Annotated in this window: 27 protein-coding genes; 16 read left to right on the top strand and 11 right to left on the bottom strand. The window is 42.7% G+C overall.

The features are described from left to right. Positions 1-11: 11 nt before the first annotated feature. The 3 genes from LF817_RS00405 to LF817_RS00395 all read right to left on the bottom strand — a co-directional run bounded on the left by LF817_RS00405 (position 12) and on the right by LF817_RS00395 (position 2,204). The gene (locus LF817_RS00405) at positions 12-371 is read right to left on the bottom strand and encodes a hypothetical protein (protein ID WP_253933779.1); all 360 of its coding nucleotides are present in this window, start codon (positions 369-371) and stop codon (positions 12-14) included. A 252-nt stretch (positions 372-623) separates the two neighbouring features. Beyond that, the gene (locus LF817_RS00400) at positions 624-1,013 is read right to left on the bottom strand and encodes a YbaN family protein (protein WP_253933778.1); all 390 of its coding nucleotides are present in this window, start codon (positions 1,011-1,013) and stop codon (positions 624-626) included. 222 nt (positions 1,014-1,235) lie between these two features. After that, positions 1,236-2,204 (bottom strand): ATP-dependent 6-phosphofructokinase, encoded by a 969-nt coding sequence (locus tag LF817_RS00395; RefSeq protein WP_371924979.1) that lies wholly within the window; start codon positions 2,202-2,204, stop codon positions 1,236-1,238. Between the two features lie 1,045 nt (positions 2,205-3,249). On the opposite strand from LF817_RS00395, the gene LF817_RS00390 reads away from it, so the two are divergent. After that, positions 3,250-4,707, top strand: coding sequence for an IS1182 family transposase (locus tag LF817_RS00390; protein WP_253933776.1), 1,458 nt, complete (start codon positions 3,250-3,252; stop codon positions 4,705-4,707). Positions 4,708-5,017: 310 nt separating this feature from the next. Here LF817_RS00390 and LF817_RS00385 read toward each other — a convergent pair whose 3' ends face one another. Beyond that, positions 5,018-5,797 carry a carbon-nitrogen family hydrolase gene (locus tag LF817_RS00385; protein ID WP_253933775.1) on the bottom strand — a complete coding sequence of 260 codons (780 nt, stop codon included), beginning with the start codon at positions 5,795-5,797 and terminating at the stop codon, positions 5,018-5,020. 86 nt (positions 5,798-5,883) lie between these two features. Here LF817_RS00385 and LF817_RS00380 point away from each other — a divergent pair, with 86 nt between their 5' ends. The 4 genes from LF817_RS00380 to LF817_RS00365 all read left to right on the top strand — a co-directional run bounded on the left by LF817_RS00380 (position 5,884) and on the right by LF817_RS00365 (position 8,702). Continuing rightward, positions 5,884-6,174 (top strand): GNAT family N-acetyltransferase, encoded by a 291-nt coding sequence (locus LF817_RS00380; protein WP_253933774.1) that lies wholly within the window; start codon positions 5,884-5,886, stop codon positions 6,172-6,174. Between the two features lie 22 nt (positions 6,175-6,196). Then, a complete protein-coding gene (locus LF817_RS00375; protein ID WP_253933773.1) occupies positions 6,197-6,661 on the top strand; it encodes a GNAT family N-acetyltransferase in 465 nt (154 codons plus the stop codon). 26 nt (positions 6,662-6,687) lie between these two features. Beyond that, a complete protein-coding gene (locus LF817_RS00370) occupies positions 6,688-7,581 on the top strand; it encodes a diacylglycerol/lipid kinase family protein (protein WP_253933772.1) in 894 nt (297 codons plus the stop codon). A 455-nt stretch (positions 7,582-8,036) separates the two neighbouring features. Continuing rightward, a complete protein-coding gene (locus tag LF817_RS00365) occupies positions 8,037-8,702 on the top strand; it encodes a lytic transglycosylase domain-containing protein (RefSeq protein ID WP_253933771.1) in 666 nt (221 codons plus the stop codon). A gap of 47 nt (positions 8,703-8,749) precedes the next feature. Here LF817_RS00365 and LF817_RS00360 read toward each other — a convergent pair whose 3' ends face one another. Then, positions 8,750-9,289, bottom strand: coding sequence for an NADPH-dependent FMN reductase (locus tag LF817_RS00360; RefSeq protein WP_253933770.1), 540 nt, complete (start codon positions 9,287-9,289; stop codon positions 8,750-8,752). A gap of 140 nt (positions 9,290-9,429) precedes the next feature. Here LF817_RS00360 and LF817_RS00355 point away from each other — a divergent pair, with 140 nt between their 5' ends. The 6 genes from LF817_RS00355 (at position 9,430) to LF817_RS00330 (ending at position 13,988) form a co-directional block, all read left to right on the top strand. After that, complete coding sequence (locus LF817_RS00355; RefSeq protein ID WP_253933769.1) at positions 9,430-9,714, top strand: YkvA family protein; 285 nt, start codon at positions 9,430-9,432, stop codon at positions 9,712-9,714. A 71-nt stretch (positions 9,715-9,785) separates the two neighbouring features. Beyond that, positions 9,786-10,202 carry an organic hydroperoxide resistance protein gene (locus LF817_RS00350; protein WP_253933768.1) on the top strand — a complete coding sequence of 139 codons (417 nt, stop codon included), beginning with the start codon at positions 9,786-9,788 and terminating at the stop codon, positions 10,200-10,202. A gap of 142 nt (positions 10,203-10,344) precedes the next feature. Beyond that, entirely contained in the window at positions 10,345-10,629 is a 285-nt protein-coding gene (locus tag LF817_RS00345) for an iron-sulfur cluster assembly accessory protein (RefSeq protein WP_253933767.1), read from the top strand. Between the two features lie 124 nt (positions 10,630-10,753). Beyond that, positions 10,754-12,322: a gamma-glutamyltransferase family protein gene (locus tag LF817_RS00340; RefSeq protein WP_253934261.1), complete on the top strand. Its 1,569-nt coding sequence runs from the start codon at positions 10,754-10,756 to the stop codon at positions 12,320-12,322. 98 nt (positions 12,323-12,420) lie between these two features. Then, positions 12,421-13,032 (top strand): metal-dependent hydrolase, encoded by a 612-nt coding sequence (locus tag LF817_RS00335; RefSeq protein WP_253933766.1) that lies wholly within the window; start codon positions 12,421-12,423, stop codon positions 13,030-13,032. Between the two features lie 89 nt (positions 13,033-13,121). Further along, positions 13,122-13,988 carry an NmrA family NAD(P)-binding protein gene (locus LF817_RS00330; RefSeq protein WP_253933765.1) on the top strand — a complete coding sequence of 289 codons (867 nt, stop codon included), beginning with the start codon at positions 13,122-13,124 and terminating at the stop codon, positions 13,986-13,988. 104 nt (positions 13,989-14,092) lie between these two features. On the opposite strand, the gene LF817_RS00325 is transcribed toward LF817_RS00330, so the two are convergent. Further along, positions 14,093-14,659, bottom strand: coding sequence for a GNAT family N-acetyltransferase (locus LF817_RS00325; RefSeq protein ID WP_253933764.1), 567 nt, complete (start codon positions 14,657-14,659; stop codon positions 14,093-14,095). Positions 14,660-14,769: 110 nt separating this feature from the next. Between LF817_RS00325 and LF817_RS00320 the strand changes: the two genes are divergently transcribed. The 5 genes from LF817_RS00320 (at position 14,770) to LF817_RS00300 (ending at position 19,471) form a co-directional block, all read left to right on the top strand. Beyond that, the gene (locus LF817_RS00320; protein ID WP_253933763.1) at positions 14,770-15,336 is read left to right on the top strand and encodes a nucleotidyltransferase domain-containing protein; all 567 of its coding nucleotides are present in this window, start codon (positions 14,770-14,772) and stop codon (positions 15,334-15,336) included. A 138-nt stretch (positions 15,337-15,474) separates the two neighbouring features. Beyond that, complete coding sequence (locus LF817_RS00315; RefSeq protein WP_253933762.1) at positions 15,475-16,968, top strand: glycine betaine uptake BCCT transporter; 1,494 nt, start codon at positions 15,475-15,477, stop codon at positions 16,966-16,968. Positions 16,969-17,104: 136 nt separating this feature from the next. Next, a complete protein-coding gene (locus LF817_RS00310) occupies positions 17,105-17,920 on the top strand; it encodes a DUF368 domain-containing protein (RefSeq protein WP_253933761.1) in 816 nt (271 codons plus the stop codon). A 78-nt stretch (positions 17,921-17,998) separates the two neighbouring features. Continuing rightward, on the top strand, positions 17,999-18,316 hold the full coding sequence (locus LF817_RS00305; protein WP_253933760.1) for a thioredoxin family protein: 318 nt from the start codon (positions 17,999-18,001) through the stop codon (positions 18,314-18,316). A 72-nt stretch (positions 18,317-18,388) separates the two neighbouring features. Then, complete coding sequence (locus LF817_RS00300; protein WP_253933759.1) at positions 18,389-19,471, top strand: FAD-dependent oxidoreductase; 1,083 nt, start codon at positions 18,389-18,391, stop codon at positions 19,469-19,471. Positions 19,472-19,631: 160 nt separating this feature from the next. On the opposite strand, the gene LF817_RS00295 is transcribed toward LF817_RS00300, so the two are convergent. The 5 genes from LF817_RS00295 to LF817_RS00275 are packed head-to-tail and all read right to left on the bottom strand — an operon-like array spanning position 19,632 to position 24,101. Next, a complete protein-coding gene (locus LF817_RS00295; protein ID WP_253933758.1) occupies positions 19,632-20,276 on the bottom strand; it encodes a TVP38/TMEM64 family protein in 645 nt (214 codons plus the stop codon). Continuing rightward, entirely contained in the window at positions 20,266-21,231 is a 966-nt protein-coding gene (gene ccmA / locus LF817_RS00290) for a heme ABC exporter ATP-binding protein CcmA (RefSeq protein ID WP_253933757.1), read from the bottom strand. The genes LF817_RS00295 and ccmA overlap by 11 nt, the downstream gene beginning before the upstream one ends. Beyond that, positions 21,228-22,028, bottom strand: a complete 801-nt coding sequence (locus tag LF817_RS00285; RefSeq protein WP_253933756.1) for an ABC transporter permease — start codon at positions 22,026-22,028, stop codon at positions 21,228-21,230. Before LF817_RS00285 ends, ccmA begins: the two co-directional genes overlap by 4 nt. Next, on the bottom strand, positions 22,028-22,885 hold the full coding sequence (locus LF817_RS00280; protein ID WP_253933755.1) for an ABC transporter permease: 858 nt from the start codon (positions 22,883-22,885) through the stop codon (positions 22,028-22,030). Before LF817_RS00280 ends, LF817_RS00285 begins: the two co-directional genes overlap by 1 nt. Then, a complete protein-coding gene (locus LF817_RS00275) occupies positions 22,866-24,101 on the bottom strand; it encodes an ABC transporter substrate-binding protein (RefSeq protein WP_253933754.1) in 1,236 nt (411 codons plus the stop codon). Before LF817_RS00275 ends, LF817_RS00280 begins: the two co-directional genes overlap by 20 nt. Positions 24,102-24,192 lie beyond the last annotated feature (91 nt).

Raw genomic sequence — 24,192 nt, 5'->3', positions numbered from 1 at the left:
ATCTTCAATTTTTATTTAGGTATTGATAAGAAAAAAATCTTTTGGTCCCTATCTACTTTTAACTTAGACCTTACTAACTCCGTACAATCTTTCCAGCGCACAGCATTCAATTTCATTTCAAGCAAGCTGCCAATTTCTCTGTCGATTTGGTTGATAGTCTTTAAAAGGTCAGCAGTGGTCATATTAAAGTACCTGGCTGCACGTCCATAGGCAGATTCACTCTTAAGAAGGACCATAAACTCCTCAGCAGTGGCAGCTTCTTCAGCAATTTCATCTTCCATGTTAATCACATGTTCATATATTTCTCTCTTTTCTTTTGGCAGTTCTCCTACAATCTTATCTTTTAAAATTCTTATTAAGTACTCGCTCATGTTTTCACCTCAAAAGGGTTTATGGCTAATAACTACATTTTAAATCGTAATAATTACTATTTAAAATGTACAGAAAACAATTTACCATTTATTTTTATAAAAAACAAGAGGTATTTTTGTGTATTAATAAAATAGTGATTGAGATTTATGTGTTATTAGGAGTAAAAATTGGGAGAGGTCTCTATCATTGTTTTAAGGGAGTTCACTTTAAAAATAGTGTCTGATCCCTGTTGGACCAGACACCTAATAAATTCATTCCTTTTTCTCGTCAGGTCTATACGTTTTAGTCATAAAGATAACCGCTGTGAAAAAACACCCGCCGAAGATAAAGCCGGCTCTCAGCCAGGGGCTTGTTGCCACATAAAAAGCAGAAAACAAGAAGGAGAACCAAATCATGATAAGCATTGAAATTTTCGCTTTAAGAGGAATGCCCCTGCCTGCTTTATAATTACGTATATACGATCCAAACCATTTATTCGTCATCAGCCAGTTATACAGGCGATCAGAGCTTCGCACGTAACATGCGGCTGTCAAAAGCAGAAAAGGTGTGGTCGGGAGAAGTGGAAGCACAATTCCTAGCACGCCGAGAGCAAGGGATACACTTCCAATCACAATCAGCAGAATTCTAACAACTTTTTTCATAAATGAACTCCTTAACGTATGTTTATTTTAAGAGGGATTCCTTCTTCCTGCCTTCCTAACATCAGGAAAAGTGTTCTTTTACTATAGTAAACCCCTACGTAGTTGTTTTCCATCATTCCATTTTCAAAAAATACTTTTTCGTCAGCAAACATTCCCAAATCAAAGAGGATCAGCTTAAACTACACTGATCCTCCCTAAGCCTATATAATTTCTTTACCCATATTATATAGACAATCTACCCGACAACTCGTACATACTTTCATCAATCTTCGTCTTTTGTAAAAAGATTTCACTTATATCATAGTTCATAAGGTTATTATCTTTTATTACAACAAGCTTACCAGATTCTTGATTTACAAGCAGGTCAACCGCGTATGCTCCTAAACGGCTGGCCAAAACCCGGTCTCTTGCGGTAGGAGCTCCACCACGCTGCGTATGTCCCAGAACGGTAACACGTGATTCTATTCCTGCTTCTTCTTTAAGTCTGGCGTTGAGATCGATTCCACTTACCGTTCCTTCGGCTACGATAATAATGCTGAACCTTCTGTCAGATGACGATCCATTTTTGATCTGTTCGACCACCTTCTCTACATCTTCTTGTTTTTCAGGAATTAATATATTTTCTGCTCCGCCGGCAAGACCAGACCATAATGCCAGATTCCCAGTATCCTTCCCCATCACTTCAATAATTGATGATTTCTCATGAGAGAAAGCTGTATCAAGAATCTGATCTATGTACTCAATAATCGTATTTAAAGCTGTATCGAATCCGATCGCCTCATCCACGCCTGGAATATCATTTTCAATCGCTGAAGGAATGCCGATACACGGAAACCCTTTCTCAGCTAATGCTGCTGTGACTTTCAATGCTTCTCTTCCTCCAATAACCACGAGGCCCTCTATTCCCTGTTTCTTCAAGTTTTCTATAGCTTTCTTTTGTCCTGCATCGGTAGAAATCTCTTCACAAATGTAGGATTGGAGGATAGTCCCTCCTCGTTGAATAATAGGGCCTACAGAGGCTGAATCCATTTTTTCCATAGTTTCATTCAATATTCCTTGAAAACCATACTTGATTCCAACCATTTTTATCCCATAATGAAGCCCGGACCTTACTACTGAGCGTATGGCTGCGTTCATGCCCGGAGCATCTTCGCCGCTTGTTAACACACCAATCTTATCCAAATTTATCACTCACTCCCTACAGTTATTACTATGCACATTCTATACTTTAGTTATGGGAGTAACAAGAGCGTTCACTTGATGACGTCTAGCAAGAAGAGAAAAGCGTCTGATGACTACTATCCGAAAAATACTACAATGCCAGATCAGCAAGAAAATGCTTGTCGCCCCCCTTTTTATCGCATTCTTCCCCCATATTTCCTTGTTCAACTATTATAAAGCATTAGCAGTTAAATAGTAGAATATTTGAGCTTTTCATAAAAAAAGCAGCGTAGTTCAAAGAGAGTTATTCAACAATATGGCAGGATAGTGGAAGACTTGGTTTCGAGATAATTTGTGTTCGTGGCTGTAATGAGAGTCTGGTGTGGTTGGGAAGCTACTCGCTTTCCTGTGGGGGAAGTGGCGAGCTTCCTCGGGCTTGCAGCCCTGTGGGATCTCGCCTACATCCTTCTCCCACGGGAGTCTCGCAGCTTCCCAACCACACCAATCGATAGGAGATGAACGAACCCTCTTATACCGTTCTTTGAATTATTTTTATCTCCGCCAGCTCAGTCCAGTCCGCTGAACGAAGTGCTTCCGCTTTCAAAGGTAGGAGCCTCACACATTCCTAAAACCCTTTTCATTTCCGTGAAAGTAAGCTAGAAATGAATCTTTTTTGCAAGAAGTAGCGTCTTCTTTATCCCTTTCCAGTGAGAATATTGCAGCTGTTCAACATGGGCCGCATGTTTATGAAAATCAGCATACGACCATCTATTTTTTGGGGTGAAGCGGTAGTTTATAGGGATAAACCGCTCAATATCAAGTTTTTATTATAACTGTCGCGCAGCATCTGACATCCTGAAATCGGTGTTTCCGTACCCCCTTATCATCGCAAAGAGCTCCGGGAAATTACGAGACTCCTGTGGGAAGAGAGTGCTTGGTGAGACCCCGGAGAGCGAAGCGAGGCCACTGAAAAAGTCCCTCTTACAAGAAAAACCGGAAGCATTTCGTCCGAATGGGCGAAATGCTTCCGGTTTTCTTGTACACTAAAGACAATACATAAAAGTGAGGGATTCAGATGCTTGAACGTCAGATGACCATGAACATAAGTGGATATTCCAATTTATATGATTTGATTGTACCCAAGGACCATTTTCTCCGGCAGATCAATGACCTTGTCGATTTCACTTTCATTTATGAGGAATTAAAAACGAAGTATTGTCACACGAATGGACGTCAAGCGGTTCATCCGATTCGTATGTTCAAATATCTTTTTCTTAAAACTACTTATCAGTTGTCCGATGTCGATTTGGTGGAAAGAGCTCGCGTTGATATGTCCTTCAAATACTTTCTAGAACTGGCCCCTGAAGACGAAGTAATTGAGCCAAGCTTACTGTCTTACTTTAGGAAAAATCGCCTTAAAGACAAAGAATTTTTAAATCTTCTGATCAAAAAAAGCGTCGAAACAGCGCAGGAAAATGGCGTTCTTCAATCCTCGGCGATCATTGTGGATTCCACTCACACGAAGGCTCGTTATAATCATGAATCTCCTCAGGAAGCTTTGCGATCCCGTTCAAAAGTCCTTCGAAAACATGTTTATGCCCAAGAAGAATCGCTGAAGGAAAAGATGCCTCCAAAACCAACGGGTTCATCAATAGAAGAAGAAATAGATTACACCCAAAACGTTCTTCAGGTCGTTGAAGACCATCCTACGTTAAAGACCTACCCGAAAGTGAAGGAATCTTTCAACTTATTGAAAGAAACGGTAGAAGATGACTTAGAACATCTTCGATTGTCCGCAGATCCCGATGCGAAAGTGGGTCACAAGTCAGCGGATACTTCTTTTTTCGGTTACAAAACTCATCTGGCCATGAGTGAAGAACGAATTATCACAGCCGCCGCCACGACGACGGGCGAAAAAAATGATGGGAAATATTTGACTACGTTGATTGAAAAAAGTATAGAAGCAGGTATGGACGTAAAAACGGTAATTGGGGATGCCGCGTATTCGGAAAAGAAAAATTTAATATATGCCAATGAGCAGGAGATTACGTTAATCTCCCGACTTAATTCCACCATTACACACGGAACACGAAGAAAAGACCAAACCTTTGAATATAATAAAGACGCTGGGATGTATGTATGCCCCGCAGGTCATATGGCCGTTTTTAAGCGCAGAGATAGCCGAAAAGCTACAAAAGATAAAAGCCCTAGAGTTCGGTATCATTTTGATATTGAGAAATGTAAAGTTTGTCCATTGAGAGAAGGGTGTTACAAAGAAGGGGCTGGAAGTAAGACCTATACGATCCGAATCCAATCTCATGAACATCAGGAACAAGCAGCATATCAAGAAACGGAGGAATTTAAAGAACGAGCGAAAAGCCGTTACAAAATTGAAGCGAAAAATGGAGAATTAAAGCAACGGCACGGATATGAGACCGCCTCATCTTCGGGTCTTGAAGCCATGGAATTACAAGCAGCGATGGCGGTCTTCACCGTTAATATGAAACGAATAGTAAAATTAAAGAACCAATAAGGGAGAAATCCCTTATAAAAGATGTTAAAAATAGCGGTTTTCGGAAAAAAACATTCCGAAAACCGCTATTTATTTTTCTGAGTGAGAATTACCAACAGTTTTTCAGTGGCCTCAGCGAAGCTCGAGGAGGCTCAGCGCCCGCCCCACGGAAAGCGAACCTTTTCCTGCAGCCCCTAAACTCTCACTATGTCTCGAAACTAAGTGTTCGAGAATAGGAAGCTTTTATGAAATAACATAGAGAATTAACAGAGCAAAAAAAGGCTGCCCATAAAAGTCTATTTCTTAGACTTTTGGGACAGCACCTTTTTAATCATTCATAAAGTTCCGGGCGGCGATCTTGAAAAATAGGAATTTGTTCACGGATAGCTTCAACTCGGGAAAAGTCGACCTCACACATGAGGACCTCTTCATCATCTCCAGCTTCCGCTACTATGTTACCCCATGGGTCCACAACAATTGAATGTCCGCCGAATTCGTTGTTTTGATCGGAACCAATACGGTTGCATGCAATAACAAAACTCTGGTTCTCAATGGCACGGCTAATCAACAAATTTCTCCAATGTTCAACTCGTGGTTTAGGCCACTCTGCCACGACGAACAGCCCTCTGGCTCCGTTCAGCATATGAGTTCGGATCCATTCTGGGAAACGAATATCATAGCAAATCACTCCGGCTACAAGTGTATCTTCAAGAATGAAATTACCCTTATGATGGCCTGAATTCAAAAATTTCTCCTCATCCATCAGCCGGAATAAATGAGCTTTACGATAGTTAAGGGTTCGATCACCGGACCGATTGTAAGCTACCATTGTATTGTAATATTCTCCGTGATCATCCTCAGCGACAGAACCAGCAATCGTTACTTCATGCTTTTGAGCCAGTTCGGCCAACATCTTATGAGTAGGACCTTCCAGCGTTTCAGCAATTTCATCAAAGCGGCTCAAATCGTAGCCTGTCGTCCAAAGCTCAGGTAGAAGGATGAACTCCCCACCTTTTGAAACAGCTTCTTCAATTAGTGGAAGTGCTATACTGCGGTTTTTTTCTGGATTTCCAAATGCAATATCCATTTGTATAATGGCTATATTCGTCATGAGCGTTTCACCTCTTTCCTTTTATTCTAACAGAAGAAATTTATGAATTCATGGCTTATATTTTTGTTCATCAGGGAATACAAGGGATGGAAAGGGTGGAAATGATGGCACAAATCAAACAACAAGACGGACGTTTTTATATAAATGAAAAAGGAAATGAACTTGCAGAATTGGTATATGAAGAAGAGGGATCACTTCTTAAGATAACGCATACTCACGTTATTCCTCCAGAGCAGGGAGAAGGACTGGCTACAGAGCTTGTCGATCATGCCGTACAGTATGCTAGAAACAACAATATGACGATTGACCCTGTATGTTCTTTTGCTGAAAAGGTGTTAAACGGCGACTCGAAATATGAGGATGTTCTAAATAAATAATCACTGGGAGGATGGATGAGTTATGGCCATTATAAGAGAACCAGCTGAGAAAGATTTAATGCACATAACAAAATATGCAGTGGAAAATACGTGGATCAGCATCGACTCTTCTGAACCTGAGGGTGCCGAGAGACTAAGGAAGAGAAAAGAATGGGCAGCCGATCATCTGTTCAATGAGCATTCCGATCAACGCCTTCTCGTCGCTGAAGAGGGAGATAGAACGGTAGGATATGTTTATGGAGAAACAGCCGAAGAAGATGGGCGGACTGTAGGGAAAGTAAAAGAAATTTACGTCGATGAATTCTATCGCCGCGAAGGGGTAGGATCTGAATTAATTCAGTCTATGTTTAAATGGATGAGAGACAAAGATGTGGATACAATTGAAAATATGAACCCATCCGATGATGAAAGGGCTCAAGGATTTCTTAATTCCATAGGATTTTCACCAGATGGAATTTTTTCACCCGACGGAAAAAGAGATGTTTAGTTCGTTGTAGAGGAAGGAGTGATTGCGTGAAGCAGGCAATGATTATTGTGAATCCTTCTTCAGGTAAGGAAGAAGCTGTGGATCATGTAGAAAAAATCGAAAAAATACTTGAGGGAAAAGAATATACTGTGAAAACAGTTCAGACAGAAAAAGAACTGGATGCGACTCAATTCTGTCAGGATGCCTGCTCCCAGGAGTTCGATCTAGTCGTTTCTTTAGGGGGGGACGGGACATTAAATGAGACGATTAATGGAATGGTCGACCAGGAACACCGTCCGAAGCTGGGTATCGTTCCGATGGGAACTGTGAATGACTTTGCGAGAGCCTTGAATATTCCGCTGGATCCTGAAGCAGCGATCGAAACTTTAGAATCCGATCTTACGAAAAAAGTGGATATAGGAAGCTTCAATGATCGCTATTTTGTTAATATCGTGGCGATTGGAGCCATCGCAGAAGCGACTTCTGAAGTTTCTCCTGAACAAAAAACCAGGTTCGGCCCTTTAGCTTATTTGATGGAAGGGGTGAAGACCCTTGCTTCAAGTAACGCTTACCCCTTACGTATCGAGTATGACGATAAAGTGTGGGAAGGGGATTCCTTCTTATTTCTTGCGGCGCTGACAAAATCAACGGCAGGATTTGAGAAGCTCTCACCAGATGCTAAAGTGAACGATGGGGTGCTTCACTGTTATGTTATTAAAAATGTAAATATGCTTCGGGTAGCTTCGATCGTAACGGCGGTTTTGCGTGGGAATCTCAAAGAGGACAAGGATGTAGAATACTTCCAGGCGAAGAAACTCCGCGTTTCTTCAAGTGAAAAGCTTCACACGAATGTGGACGGAGAAGAGGGGGATCCTTTACCGGTGGCTATGGAAGTCAAACCACAGCACATTGAAGTAATTATAAATGAGGGAGCTCGCTAATACAGCGGGCTTTTTTTTATTTTGTAAGAAAACCTATAAAAAAACCTATAAAAAAACCTTCCTTTCACAGTGAAAGGAAGGGAGGCAGACACTTCGCTCAGGGAGGCTGCCATGTAATCTACAGGTCTATTCTTATATAGAATAGATAGGGTGATTCGACTTCAGAGGCAAAAGAGAAAAATTGAGACCCTATGACCAGATCATCTTGATTAACTAGAACCAAAGAATATTCAAGATAACTTAGAGTTTCTCTTTTGCTATTCTTCATTATATCATCGCCCGGGGAAACTTGGCTTTGGGAAAAGTGAAGCTGATGGAGCGGATTGATGAGTATTTATCAGATGAATTTTCGCAAGTTTTGGGTTAATTTGGGATTTATTGTTTTAAAAAGGAATATTGTGTCATTTACCTTTATGCTGTAAAATATAGATACCAACTAATATAGGAGTGGACTGATGGATTTTAATAGTGTTCGAAGTTTGATGCAAACGCAGGCTATGTCTTTTATGAATGGAGAAAGCAGCTCTTCGTCCAATTCTAGTATGAACGGAGTTTCTTTCCAGGATATGCTGGGGCTATTACTATCGCAACAATCGCCATCTCCTCAAATGAATGCTTCGCCTATGAATATTACTAGTCTACAAGCTTTTCAACAGCAGCCAATGCACATACATATCCATTATATTGACTCTGAGAAATCAGAAAAGGTGGACGAGGTTGTGGAAGAAGTGAAAAAGAAAGAAGTAAAAACCGGTAATGAAGACCTGGACACCTTGATCAAAGAAGCGGCAGAGAAGATCGGGGTTAATGAATCCCTGATACGGTCTGTCATACAAGCTGAATCCAATTTTGATCCAAATGCTGAAAGTCATGCTGGTGCTCAAGGTTTAATGCAGCTGATGCCCGGTACGGCAAAAGGACTAGGCGTAACGAATTCGTTTGACCCGAGAGAAAATGTCATGGGCGGCACTAAATATTTGAAACAGATGCTGGATCGATATGACGGCGATACGAAGCTGGCTTTGGCAGCTTACAATGCGGGTCCAGGTAACGTTGATAAATATGGAGGAATCCCCCCGTTTAAAGAAACTCAGAATTACGTTGGTAAAATACTAGGATAAATGATCAAAACCCCCTATGACCAAAACTGTCATAGGGGGTTTAATGTCTAAATTTCTTTGCTCATCTGTATATATTGATGGAAAACACGCGTCATTTCTTGCAGGCGGTTATGAACATCTTCGTCGATCAGTTCACCTTGTGTTGAGAAGTGGTTCGTGTGGGTATATACGTAATTAGGTGTGACGAGACAGCGGAAATAATTTAAAATTGGTTTCAACTGATTCTCAATCACGAGATGGTGCTGAAGGGTACCGCCATTAGCCACTATGGACACTGGTTTGTGGCGCATAGCCAAGGGGGAAACTGCATCGAATACGTTTTTTAACGTGCCGGGGATGGACCCCTGGAAGATTGGAGTGGCGATGACATACGCGTCAGCTTGTTCCATTTCTCGAATCAAATATTGCATATCTTCATTATACTGATCGTATGGACGACCATCGACAAACTCCATTTGATAATTTTCCAAGTTTATTTGTTTCGTTTCATATTCTGCTTTCAAACCAACTATATATTTGTCTATTTCATGCAATAATGTTTTAGTTTTAGTGCCTACGACTGTTCCGTTCAGAAGTAGAATCTTCATGACGAGGTCTCCCCTTTGATTGATTCAATATAGCAAAGATTTAACATTTTGATTATCCATCATTATGTTAAATCATACGTGCCGAATAAGCAATTGTGACTGGCTTAAAATCATTGAGGCGTCCAGCAGGAGGGAAATGTATGCTGAGAATCTGGAGGAGAATAAAATTTTTAGCTAATTTTAGGAAGTCGATTCCGTTTTTGTTAGAGCTTTTTCGCTCGCCTGATGTAAGTTTTAATAAAAAGTTGATATCTGTAGTATTGATGGGGGCTTACCTCCTATTTCCCTGGGATATAATTCCTGATTTTTTAGTTTTGATCGGGCTCGTCGATGATATAGCTGTGTTGACCTTTATATTGCAGCAAATTGTAAAGATGGCTCCTGAGCCAATTAAAGAAAAATATCAAATCGATGAAAAGTCGTGATGTTTAATGGTTTTGAAATTGAGGTATATATTGGTTGTGAGATGATTTAACTATATCAAGGAGTGATTATAGTGAGTAATGTTATGTTTACTTCTCATGCGACAGCTAAAGGCGGTCGTGAGGGTCATGTAAAATCAGATGACGGAATTATCGATGTAAATCTTGTACAGCCGGGCAGCGGCAATCAGGAAGGTTCCAATCCTGAGCAACTATTCGCAGCAGGATATTCAGCATGCTTCGACGGAGCATTAAATTTAATAGCAAGCAAACAAAGTAAAGATATTGAGTCCGAAACTACAGCAGACGTGAGTCTAATTAAAGACGAATCAGATGACGGTTTTAAAATCGGCGTTATTCTGAACGTAAGCGTTAAAGGAGTTTCTCAAGATGAAGCTGAAAAGCTTGTCAAAGATGCTCACGACTTTTGTCCTTATTCAAAAGCGACAAGAGGAAATATTGATGTGGAGTTGAAAGCAACAGCTGTTTAATTTCTCATTAAATCCAAGCCTCCTCGTATGCAGGGGGCTTGTTTTTTTACTTTTTCTTCGGCCGTCATGAGCATATCTTTACTAGAAAATCTAAAAAACATTCATAATAGAAGTATCCAGACGGCTTAAGGAGAGTACATGTATGAAAATCACAGATCAGGCTCGTGATTTATTGGATCAATTGATTGAAGATTCAGGGGGAGGGTGTCTTCGGCTGTATTTTGCAGGATATGGCTGCGGAGAACCTGACATCGGGATGACGATTGCTGAACCAGAAGCAGACGATGAACTCCAACATATCAATGCCATTCCAGTAGCAATTGATAAAAAAATTCTACATTTAACAGAGGACTTAACGATTGAAGGTAAGCAGACGATGGAAGGCCCGAAATTCCAAATGACAGGACTTCCCGAGAAAGATTGCTGAATCCCCATAAAAAAGAGCTGCCGGGTGTAGCTCTTTTTTTTATCAATAGGCACAGCAGCAATATGAAAGGAAGATCAATGTGCACTCATTCGATACATTATTTAACCCACATTCCTCTACCAGAATGACTACCTACGCTACGAAAGGAATGGTAGCTACGTCTCAACCGCTTGCTGCTCAGGCAGGTTTGGACATTTTAAAAAAAGGAGGCAACGCCGTTGATGCTGCTATCGCAACCGCCGCCTGTTTAACAGTCGTAGAGCCTACGTCCAATGGCATCGGTGGCGACGCTTTCGCTCTTGTCTGGATGAGGGATCACCTTTATGGCTTGAATGCAAGTGGACCTGCCCCCCACTCTCTTTCCATTCCAGCTGTAAAAGAAAAAGGGTATAAATCAATACCGGAGCACGGATTTGTCCCGGTGACGGTTCCAGGAGCACCAGCCGCGTGGGCGGAGCTATCCGATAAGTTCGGTAAACTCGATTTTCACGAATTGTTCACGCCTGCTATTTCACATGCCGAAAATGGTTATGCTTTAACGCCCGATCTGGGCAGGCAATGGGAGAAGGCTTTCGATAAATTCAAAGGTTTATTATCAGATGAACAATTCCAGCCATGGTTTGATACGTTTGCACCTTCTGGCAAGGCGCCCGGCATTGGTGAAGTATGGTCTTCTGCTGATCACGCCTCGACGTTAAGAGCTATCGCTGAGACGAAAGGCGCAGATTTTTACAAAGGTGATTTAGCGGGCCAGATCGATTCGTTTTCTAGAAAGTGCGGGGGGTTCATTCGAAAAGAAGATCTGCAGCAATTCAAGCCGGAGTGGGTAGAACCGATTTCCGTAAATTATAAAGGATACGACGTATGGGAAATCCCGCCGAATGGACAGGGTTTGATCGCTTTGATGGGATTGAATATTACGAACCATTTTCAATTCGAGTCGACATTTAACGTGGACGACTATCATAGACAAATCGAAGCCATGAAATTTGCTTATAGTGACGGGATGAATCAACTCACAGACCAAATGGATATGAAGCACACCATCGGAACTCTTCTTTCTCAGGAACGTGCTGAAGAAAGGGCTAAGCAGATTGATCAAGAAGCCGGCATTCCCAAAGCAAGTGAGCTTTCTCAAGAAGGAAATGTCTACTTAGCGACAGCTGATGAGGAAGGAAACATGGTTTCTTTCATTCAAAGCAACTATGATGGATTCGGCTCTGGAATTGTAGTGCCGGGAACAGGAATTGCACTGCAGAACAGAGGGAGCAGCTTTTCTATGAACGTGAAACAAGTCAATGCGCTGGCAGGAGGAAAACGCAGTTTCCATACGATTATTCCTGGGTTCATCACAAAAGATGACGAAGCGGTTGGTCCATTTGGAGTGATGGGTGGTACGGTGCAGCCTCAAGGCCACCTCCAATTGGTCAGCCAATTAATTGATGCTAAAGCCAATCCTCAGATGGCATTGGACGCACCTAGGTGGAAGTGGCTGAAAGAAAGAGAGGTCATCGTCGAACCCTCTTTTCCTAATCATGTGGCCCAGGGGTTGGAAAGGAAGGGACACAGAATAACTGTAGCCTTAAGTCGAATAGATTTCGGGCGAGGACAAATTATTGTCAGGCAGCCGGAGTCAGGCGTCCTTGCTGGTGGTACAGAGTCACGCACGGATGGGGCGATCGCTGTTTGGTAAGTTTACGGTAAATGAAAATTCAGGTAATATGAGAATGGCCCTGAGCTGGATGGTTCAGGGCTTAATTTTGTATGGATTGAGAGGGATCACGGTACACCATGATGGCATCTGGACACCAGGCTTTAGGTTTTACAAGCGGGCTTCTCACCCTGGCTATTCTCCCAGGATTCGGGGTTATGCCCGACACACCGTTAGAAGCGGTTTTATTTTTTTCGTTCGTCATGATCGGCTCTCTATTACCGGATATTGACACCCCTCATTCTAAGCTGGGACAGAAATTCTGGAGGGGCATTATGATCACGTTGATGTTCGCTTTAGGCATGTACTTATTCGCCCCCGATTATTTAGATGTGTATAGAGAAGAGTTGAAGATTTTTGTGTTTTTATGTTTACCACTGCTGATTATGGTGAAAAGTCACCGTAAAATGACGCACTCTATTTCATTTCTAGTTTTACTGGGGCTTTACCATATGCTGATCAGTGGAGTATGGGATATCCCATCGTTCTATTTTATAGGATTTATAGCGGGAGTTTTATCTCATTTAATAGGCGATTATATGACGAAGCGGGGCATTCCGGTATTTTATCCTTTTGTAAAAAAGTATTTTCGCTTTTTTATCACGTTCCGAACAGGTTCCTTAACTGAAAAGCTTATGATACTCATTCTTTCGATGTGGAATTTGTGGTATTTGGTTTCACAGGTTTTTTGACTTTCGGAGCAGATTGGTGGTTAAGCTCTTCTCTTTTCGTGGTACATACAAAAAGAAATGGAGTGTAAATAAAAAGGGGGGCAACCATCATGTTGATTACAGGAGTGACGGGGTTCGTCGGTCGTGAACTGGCTGGTTGGTTTGTGGACAAAGGCATTCCTTTTCGTTCAGCCTCACGTCACCCGGAAGCAGCAAGGCTATTATTCGATGACCCCCTCATCGATTGTAAACAGTTCGACTTTGAGAATTCTCAATCGTATGGGCAGGTTTTTGAAGGGATAAAGTCACTTTTTTTGACAAGGCCTACGGAAATTAAACACGTGGAGCCGATTATCGAAACTTTACATGCCGCAAAAGAGGCAGGAGTTCAAAAAATTGTGTTTTTATCGGTTCTTGGAGCCGAAAGAATGTCTTTTTTACCTCATAGAAAAATTGAAAAAAAGATTATCAGTTTAGGTTTTGACTATACATTTTTAAGAGCAAGCTCTTTTATGCAGGATCTTTTAAAGTCTCAGCTATATGACATACGGGAGCGCCATCAATTGAATATTCCAGCGGGTTCTGCTGAAATAAGTTTTATCGACAGCCGGGATGTAGCTGAAATAGCTTTTCTAGCGTTGATGGGTAAAACACCAGTCAATGATGCTGTCAAGCTGACGGGAAAGCAGGCGCTTACTTGTTATCAAGTCGCTGATATTCTTTCTGAAGAAATAGGAGAAGAAATCAAGTACGTTAATCCAACGAAGTATCAATTCCTACAGGATTGTTACCACCGCGGATATTCCAGTGATTTTGCTTCACAATTAGCGAATGTCTACACTTCCTCGAAAAATGGAATTTCCAGACGGATCAGTTTAGAAGCGGAGAAAATCCTGCAGAGGGAGCCAAGGTACATGAGGGAATTTGTCAGAGATTACAGAAACGCATTTATTAAAATAAATGCTGATAAAGCTTAATGTTGCTTATTCTGTAGGGTAGGCTAATCTTCAGGCGAGAAGCACGATTATAAATTTTCAGGTGGAATTTTGGAAAATGAAGTACTTAACAAAGCAGCGGATCTTCACATGGAGCCGCTGCTTTTTTTGTACTCTTCTCTCAATAAACCCATAAGCACCGTGTCATAATATTCTCCATCGATGAACTCGTTCTGACGAAGCTTACCTTCATGTTTGAACCCGCATTTCTCGTATAAACGAATAGCCTGATGGTTGCCGCTCCATGTATCTAATTGAACCCGCCGGACATTCAATGTGTAAAATAGGTGTTTAAGCATTGTCCGGATGATGTCCTGACCGTAACCTTTCCCCCAGAACGAACGCTCTCCTATATTAAGGCCGATTTCAGCACTTCGCGTGATCGGGTTGACTTGACGGAAATCACATTTTCCGATAACCTCATCCGTGGCCAAAGTATATACGATAAACACTTTTCCGTGAGTCCACATATCGTGAGAAGTTAAATTCTTTTCGTAATGAGCTTCAATGGCTTCTTTTGGATTATTGTTCTGTAGAGCGGCCGAGCTGCCGGATCCTAGCTGGGTCAGCTTCTCGTCATTCGCCCAGCGATACAGATGCGCTAAATCTTCTCGTGAAACAGGACGTAATTCAACAATTTCTCCCTTTAGCATGTATGTACCTCCCAAAAATGTAAGTTTCTCTATTCTAACAGATTCGATGTTGTAGAAAGTCTATTTATAGGGAATAGTAAAGTTTACAGCAGAAAGGGGAGAAGGCTTATATGTTTGAAACGTGCATGAATGCAAAAGAATTTATGGAAGGTTTTAAGGGCAAGTGGATGGTTGCAGGGGGATGGGCGATCGATTTACATATCGGGGAAGAAACGAGGGAACATGAAGATATTGAAATAGTGGTTTTTCGTGAAGATTTACAAAAACTGTCTGAGCACCTTCAAGGCTGGAAAACGTATGTCACGGAAGATGCTCAACTGGTGGAGTGGGATTTAAGTCAGCCATTCGATTCAAGGATCCATGAAATCCATGCTCGCCATGAGGAGGAGCAATTAGAATTTCTTCTTAACTTCAGGGAGAAAAACAAATGGAAGTTTCGAAGAGATGAAAATATCACCTTTCCGCTGGATCATATGAATTTGCATTCTGCACAAGGGATCCCTTACCTGAATCCAGAAATCGCCCTTTTATATAAATCCAAAAACACTCGTGAAAAGGACGATAACGACTTCAACTATGTATTTCCATTTTTGAATGAAAGGCAGAAGGAATGGCTGAAGCAGGCACTGATTCAACATTCACCCACCCATCCGTGGCTGGAAAAACTTTTGTATTAATTTTCCTGTAACTTTCATCCTGTTTATATTTTCCTAGCTGGGGTAATCTTTAATCATAAACCTCGTCACCGTCCCATCGATCGTTTTCTTCGAATAATCCCACAGATAGAAAAAAAATGAGTGAGAAAGGAGTCAATTATGAAAAAAGTCAGCACAGTATTTTGGGTTACATTAGCCATCGCTTTATTCTCGGTGGTATGGGGGGCCGTTGCACCTTCCAACCTCGAGAACATCACAGGGAAGATTCAAACTTATCTTTCCGTACACTTCGGCTGGTATTATTTATTAATTGTCACGGGGTTTGTCGTTTTCTGTTTATACATGATTGTCAGTCCTTACGGGAAAATTAAATTAGGTAAAAAAGATGACAAACCAGACTACAGTTATCCTACATGGTTCGCTATGCTGTTTAGCGCAGGGATGGGAATCGGTCTTGTTTTCTGGGGAGCTGCGGAACCGATTTACTTCTTCGGCACACAGCCTCCTACAACGGAAGCTGGTTCGGCTGCCGCTATGAAAGAGTCTATGCAATTCGTTTATTTCCACTGGGGCGTTCACGCCTGGGGGATCTATGCCATTGTAGCTCTTGTTTTAGCTTATTTTAAATTCCGCCGAGGCGCTCCCGCTCTCATTAGTTCAACATTAGAACCTTTATTCGGCGATAAAATGAAAGGTCCCTGGGGTAAAGTCGTGGACGTTATAGCCGTTTTTGCCACCATCGTTGGTGTAGCTACTACTTTAGGTTTCGGTGCTGCCCAGATTAACGGTGGACTTACTTATTTGACCGGGTTGGACGAGTCGTTCGGCCTTCAATTAGCAATCATCGGAGTCGTAACCGTATTGTTCATGATTTCTGCTTACACGGGTTTAAGCAAAGGGATCAAATACCTAAGTAATACGAACATGGTTCTGGCTTTAGCTTTACTCGTCATCATGTTGATTGTCGGGCCGACACTGTTGATCATGAATATGTTCACGGACACGATCGGCGCTTATATTCAGAACCTTCCTTCGATGAGTTTCCGAATGGCGCCCGGAAATGAAGAGAACCGCGCATGGATCCAGGATTGGACCGTTTTCTACTGGGCATGGTGGATTGCCTGGTCACCATTTGTCGGAATCTTTATTGCTCGTGTCTCCAAGGGGCGTACGATCAGAGAGTTTCTATCTGGCGTCCTGCTCGTCCCATCAGTTGTAGGTTTCTTATGGTTTTCAACTTTCGGGTCTTCAGCAATCGAGCTTCAGGATCAGGGCACAGCGGATATTGCCGGTTTAGCGACAGAACAAGCACTATTTGGGGTGTTTGATCACTATCCACTAGGATTAATCATGTCGATCATCGCGATGGCTTTAATCGGTACTTTCTTTATTACGTCGGCCGACTCTGCCACCTTTGTATTAGGGATGCAGACGACGAACGGTTCCTTGACGCCCCCTACGATGGTGAAGTTTGTATGGGGACTGGCTCAGTCATCTATGGCTGCGGTCTTGCTTTACACCGGTGGCCTTCAGGCATTGCAGAACGCATTGATTTCCGCCGCTTTTCCATTCTCGTTCATTATGATATTAATGGTCGTATCACTTTATAAAGCGCTTCGGGCTGATCGTGCGGATATTGAAAAGGAATACTGATGATTTCAAAAATAAGACTGTAGAACCATTTGCAGTCTTATTTTTATTGAAATAATAATATATTAAACTAATTTCTGATAAAATAAGAATGTTACTAATTAGATATAGACTGAGATGGAGAAGGAGAACTGAATTTATGTGGAAGTGGAAAAATATTTACCGCGGGATGCTCATGGGGGCAAGTGATGTTGTGCCTGGAGTAAGCGGCGGTACTATAGCTGTCGTGTTAGGGATATATGATCAATTGATTGCGGCCATCAACGGATTTTTCAGTAAAGAATGGAAGCATCACTTGAAGTTCTTATTACCGCTAGGTTTGGGAGTGATAACTTCAATATTGCTTCTGGCCAACCTCATTGACTGGCTCTTTGAGCATTACCCTGGACCGACACAATTCTTCTTTTTAGGCTTGATTATCGGAGTTCTGCCTTTTTTGACCCATAAAGCGGATGCGAAAAATAAGTTTGAAGGCAGACATTATCTTCTATTGATCATCGGTGCCCTTGTAGTTGGATCCATGGTCATTTTCCAAACTTCTGAAAGCCAACCTATGACAGACTTGACCTTTGCTTCCTACGCCGGTCTCTTTTTCTCGGGATGGCTTGCAAGCAGTGCTATGATTCTCCCAGGAATCAGCGGTTCCTTTTTATTGTTGATTATCGGCATGTATACCACGATTATCGAAGGTGTAGCTGATTTAAAACTGGATATCATTCTAACCGTTGGTTTAGGAGTATTGATTGGAATTGTTATTATGAGCAAAATCATTAAGTTCTTCCTGGAAAATTACACATCAGCTACGTTTGGTTTAATTATCGGCCTTGTCTTAGGATCCGTTGTTGTCATCTTTCCTGGTATTCCGGAAAACGGAGTAATGTGGTTAGTTAGCATCATTACTTTCCTGGGAGGTTTGACAGGCGCATGGGTACTCGGTAGATTCGAGTATAAGTGAGCTGGACATGAGACAGTTCGATGATTTTATCGTATGATGAAAGAATAGATTCAAAGATAGTAAAGGGGTCGATTAAGAATGGAATCAATTCATAAACTGGATGTTTTTCAGGACGTGATCCAAAGTGAGCAGCCGGTACTCATCAAATTCCAGGCGGACTGGTGTCCGGACTGCCGTCGGATGGACATGTTTATCGGAGACATTTTAGAGGAATATAAAGAATACAAATGGTACGACATCAACAGAGACGAACTTCCGGAAGTTGCTGACAAATATGAAGTAATGGGGATTCCAAGTATCCTGATCTTTAAAAAAGGCGAAAAAATCGCCCACTTGCATAGTGCTTATGCTAAAACGCCTGAGGAAGTCGAAGAATTTTTACAAAATCAACTGTAGCAGTCGCGCCCACATGGATTATCCGTGTGGGTGTTTTTAAAACGCAAAATTTAATAGAAGGCCGGTGGTTTTATGAGAAGGCGTTTGATCCTGGTCGGGGCAGGCCATGCTCATCTGGAAGTGATGAGGCTTCACAAAAACAATCCATTATCAGATATTGATATGTGTCTCATCAATCCCTCGAATTATCAATATTATTCTGGAATGTTCTCTGGCTACGCAGAAGGGCTTTATACGGAAGAAGAAACGAGAATCGACCTTGCAGAGTTCGCTGAAAGGTGCGGTGTCCATTTTATAAAAAAGAAAGCCAGCCGTGTTTTTCCGGAACGAAAGAAGCTCTTCTGTGAAGGGGGAGCGGTATACCCTTTTGATATCATTAGTTTTGATATAGGTTCAAAAAGCATTCCGTACGAATTTGCAGGATCGGATGCCAGGTCTGTAAAGCCGAACTACCAGTTTGTGGAGCAAATGGATGCTCTCCGGGCTACTTCAACGCCTCTTGTAGTCGGAGGAGGAGCAGCGGGGTGCGAACTCGCTGTTTCTATCCAAACGTTCAAAAATAAACATGAAATAGCCGGAAATGTCCGGCTGGTGACCTCATCAAATGTCCTGGCTGCTTCTCCCAGAAAAACGTCTAAAAAACTCAAATCGATTTTGGAGGAAACAGGGGTTCAGATTTGGGAAAATGAAAAAGTGAAAGATATTTATGATGAGTGTATCGTGACTGAGATGAATAACCGAATCCGACACACAGGCGTCCTTTGGCTTGGCGGACCATTAGCCGATCCGATCTTTGCCTTGTCGAACATCGAGGTCGATACCAGAGGATTCGCTTATGTAAGGTCCACTCTTCAATTTGAAAAACACAGATTCATGTTCGGCGCAGGAGACTGTGTAACTCTGCGGACATACCCTAATCTAGATAAAAGCGGGGTTTATGCTGTAAGACAGGGGCCAGTGCTTTTTGAGAATTTGAAAGCTTACTTGGATGATGAACCTCTTAAGGAGTTTGAACCTCAGAAAAAGGCTATGTATATTCTCTCGGCCGGTAAGAAAAAAGGGTTGTTAATGTATGGAGGATTCTCCCATTACAGCGGTAAAGCGTGGAACCTTAAGAATAAAATAGATACGAATTTTATGAAAAAATACAAATAAGACGTTCCATTTCTCTCAGGAGAAGGAACGTCTTATTTATTTGGATTTACTATTACTCGGTGATAAATCGAATGTGATGAGCTGAAGGCCCCACTGTATTCTCTCACCGTTGAAAAGGATTAAATTCTCAGATCTTTCTTAGATATAAAAACCGAACCATTTATTTAGTAAGCCAGGAGCGCACTTTGTTCCTGAATAGGAAAGTGATCAAAAGGAGCAAGGTAAAAACGGAAACGGCGCCGATAATCAGTGTGCGGTCACCACTGGCTAAGCTTGTTCCTACCAGGCTGTAGGCGAATGTACCAGGAAGCATTCCAATCACAGTAGCAAGAACAAAAGACCGTAACTTTACTCTGGCGATTCCTGCTCCGTAACTGAGAATGTCGAATCCTACAATGGGGATAAGCCGCAGAATTAAAACGTAAAGAAAGCCGTTATCGCTCATACGTTTGTAAAGGGGTCCTGCCCATTTCGAATCCTGGAATTTCACCACTGAATCTCCAAAGAAGCGGCCCATGATGTAACCGACAACGGCAGCCCCTGTAGCTCCGATCACGATATAAAGCATGCCAGGCCATAGCCCATACGCAAAGGCTGCCGCAAGCGATAAGATGGATGTAGGAAAAGCGACAATCGGACCGATGGTATACAATCCCATGAAAATCAAAGGACCGAGAAGACCGAAAGAAAGAATATAAGATCGGATCTCCTGAGGGGACGCATCTACTTGGCTTCTGATAAGCCAAGCGAGGGTGATGAAAGCGATAAGGAATAAAACAGCGCGCAGGATCAATTTACTGTTCATCATTACACTTCCCATCTGATTGGAAGTGTTGAACTGCGTCCTTAGGAATATACAGTTCAATATGCTTCGATAAATCATCATCAGGGGTTGGCAGAGTAATTTTTTCGTCAAACTCTTTCACGTAGAGGTGAGCGACTTTCTCGCTGAACCGGAACGTTGTTTGCAGCAGCTCAGCTTCGTACGTAATACAAGGGCCAGACGGTTCAGAGAATTGGATATCTTGTATGTGAACATACTGCTGATCGTTGAGAAGCAGGTGATGATCGAAAAATTCCACAATAAAAGGGTTGCGTGGATTTCGTTTGATTTCTTCAGCTGTAGCGAACTGCTGGAAAGTCCCCTCATGGAACACTCCGATTTTATCTCCCATCAGCATCGCTTCTTCCCGGTCATGGGTGACAAAAATCGAGGTGATGCCTCGCTTGTCCAGCAGATCCCTCACCCAATACCTCATGTCCTGTCTTAAGTTAGGATCGAGGCTGCTGAAGGGTTCATCCAGTAAAAGAATCTCAGGTTCATTGGCGAGAGCTCTAGCGAGAGCTGCCCGCTGCTGCTGGCCGCCTGATAATTCTGCGGGGAATTGAGCGGAAGCTTCTGTTAAGTTAACAGCAGCTAACAAGTCTTTTACGGTTGATTCGGTTTTCTTCCCATTCATATGAGCTCCATAAGCTATATTTTCTGCGACTGTCATATGAGGGAACAGGAGCGGCTGTTGAAAAACGAGTCCAATATTACGCTTGCGCGCGGATAAACGGGTTACATCTTTTTCTTCTAATAAAATGGTCCCCTGGTCTGGTATTTCCAACCCCGCTAAAATGCGTAGAAGGGTAGTTTTACCACTTCCAGAGGGTCCGACGATGCTCATTTTTTCTCCTGCTTCTAATTTGAAACTTAAGCTGTTCAGCACCTGGTCGATGCGAAACTTCTTAGAAAGACGTTCGACTTGAATAGTCATGTTTGGATCCTCCATGGTTTTCTTGAATAAGGGAGCAGCTGCAGCAGTCCCTCCACTACGATGTACATAACTAACGGGAGAATGGCAAACCAAACGGAGAAGGCAGCCATCACAGAGGCATTAGCTGTATCCAGAAAGGGAAAGAAAATCATCGGCAGCGTAATGACCTGCCCTCCTCCTATGATGGCAGTAATTGCATATTGACTTAAACTGATGACGATGGTTAGAAATGTAACGCTTCTGATGGACGTCCGCAATAAGGGCAGCTCAATCGTCAGAAACTGCTTGATCACGGAAGCTCCGAGCATTTGGGATTGTTCCATAAGCGGCCTGCCCACCTCACTGTAAGCATGATGAAAAATCTTGATGCTGTATGGGACGGTGGGAACGAGGTGAATCAATACGACGCCCACCCAGGTATCCGCTAAACCGACTCTGATCATAAAGAGGTGTAGGCCCATCGCGACCGCTAACACTGGAATCAGGATCGGTGCCAGCAGCAGACTCTCTACTATCGTTCTTCCTTGAAAGGAATAGAGGGCTAATGCTTTTCCACTCGTCAGTCCGATGAATACATTCATGAGCAGAACCATTGCTCCAATGACAAGCGACCATAGGGTGGCGCTCCAGAGGTTCGGGTCAGAAAACAACAAGCTCCAGCTGTTCAACTGGAACTGAAGCCCTTCACCACGTTGAAATCTCCAAGGAGCTGTAAAGCTTTGAACAAGGAGAAGGAGCGTTGGAGCAATGAATAATAACCCGGCAATAAAATAAAAAGGAAGATGGTTTCGTTTCATTACAATCTCCCCCTCATGGCGCGCATACGCTTGCGGTTTAAATAGAGATAAGCGGCTAACGCGCCCAGCATAATCAAGAAGCTTGTGCCCGTCATGGCGGCGAACGCCAGCGGCCGATCCTCAAAACTTCCACTGTAGAACCATTGATAACTTAGGACAGAAACCATTTCCGGAAAGGTAGTCCCAAGCAGTGCTGGCACTTCATAGGCTGTCAACGTAAAGGCGAAAATGATCAAAAATACTTCCAGCAGCACTGGCAGAATCCTCGGCCATTCGACGGTTTTGAACTGGTCCCATCGACTTCCTCCGAGTGTTTCTACCAGGTCATAATAAGAACGGGGGATGGCGCTGTAGACCGGAAATAACATTAAAATGACGAAAGGAATCTCCTTCCAGATGTACGTGAGAATAATGCCGATTCCATTCGAATCCCTCGTCCAAATTGGAAATTCATTTGAACTTTCAATCCAGCCCAGGGAGACGAGGAGCTGAGAGAACAGCCCAGTTTCAGCAAACAGCAGTATCATAATATATCCCCAAACGAGATGAGGAAAAACCATAGGCAGCCACACAGACAGCCTGGGTATATTTTTTTCTAAATAGCCTGAGAAGGTACGGGTGAGGAGTACACCCGCGGCAAGCGACAAAACACTCGCAATAAGGGCTGTCCGGACACTGAACAGGAAGGAGGCTGTGAAACGATCGGACGCAAATAGTGTTTCATAATGCTCTCCTGTAAAGCCATCTGTTCCTCTTATGCTTTCAAGGATAGCCGTCGCTAGACCATAAGAAGGGAGAATAAGAAACAAAAGAGCGGGCAGAAGGAGGAACCAAGGCTTATTTCTGAACAATCTCATCAAACCACTGATCCTCGATCCACTCTACATAGTCCGCTTCTGACTCCGGTAAAAAGCTCTCTTCCAACTCCTGCTGGTCCAACACACTGTCTCCTCGTTCTACTTTTTCGAATTCTTCACGCATGCTGTCTGGTAATTTCTCATAACTGATCGGCGTATTTTCACCCCAGTAGTCCTGCTTCAACTTTGAAAGCTGAGCCTCGGGTGAAAGCATATAATTGATGGCGGTGAGAGCTCCTTCTTTATTCGTACTATTGAATGGAATGGATAAAAAGTGAGTATTTCCTATCGAACCTGGCTCCATAACGAAGGATTTTGTGGAATCAGGGAAGGTACCTTCATCGATAAGTTTTTCAGCCCTCGCTTCGTTGTACCCCATTGTCATTGACACTTCACCTTCTCCGTATAAGCGGTCAAGCTCTGTCAATGAGTTCGGATAATGATCCCCGGAACGCCATAAGTCATGTTCTATTTCATTTAAATATGTCCACATTCCTTCTGCCTTTTCGTTCACCTCATCGGCTTCGAACGGCTCACTGTAAATGTCAGACGGCTGCTCGGTCTGTTCGTATAAAAGGTGACGCAAGAAAGCATTGCCAGTGAAATCTTCCGCATTAGGGTAAGTGAATTCCCCTGGATTCTCTAAAATCCATTGCTTCAGTTCAGCAAAGGAAGAAGGGGGCTGCTCCACTTTTTCACTATCGTAATGAAATACGAACTGAACCTTCCCCCACGGGGCTTCCATTCCGTTGACATCCGTTCCGAAGTCTGTCGAAAAAGCTGGGTCGTCCGTTTGATAGTATTCGTTGAAGTTCGGCAAAACATCTACAAAAGAGCCGGCAAGCAGGTCATTGTCTTTAGCCGTTTTGAAATTCTCCCCGTTCAGCCAAATGATATCAATGGTTCCTTCTTGCTTCCCGGCCTGCTGCTCTGTTTGGAGTTTTTGCAGAATTTCTTCGGTCTCCATAGGAATGCGTTCCAGCTCCACCCCGTACTCATCTTCTAATTGAGGCTGCAGCCATTCATCAATATATTGATTGATCCCTTCATCGCCGCCCCACATATAAAGGCGCACTTCTGTACCTTCTGATTCAGCTTCAATATCCGCCCACGACTGTGCGGTTATGTCGTCGATAGAAGAAGCGCCTTCTTCCTGACTGCATGCACTAATTATGAGAAGTGAAGCAAGGATGATTGGAAAATAAAATGTTTTCATGAGAATCTCCTATCCGAAAGGTGGTGGTCTTCGTAATGTAGCAAAGAAATCATAGTGTGTATGTAACCTATCATACAAATATTTTATGCTC

The organism is Halobacillus sp. A1, assembly GCF_024189295.1.
Taxonomy (GTDB): domain Bacteria; phylum Bacillota; class Bacilli; order Bacillales; family Halobacillaceae; genus Halobacillus_A.
Note: the sequence above shows the minus strand (reverse complement) of the source record. Positions and strands in the feature narration are given on the sequence as shown.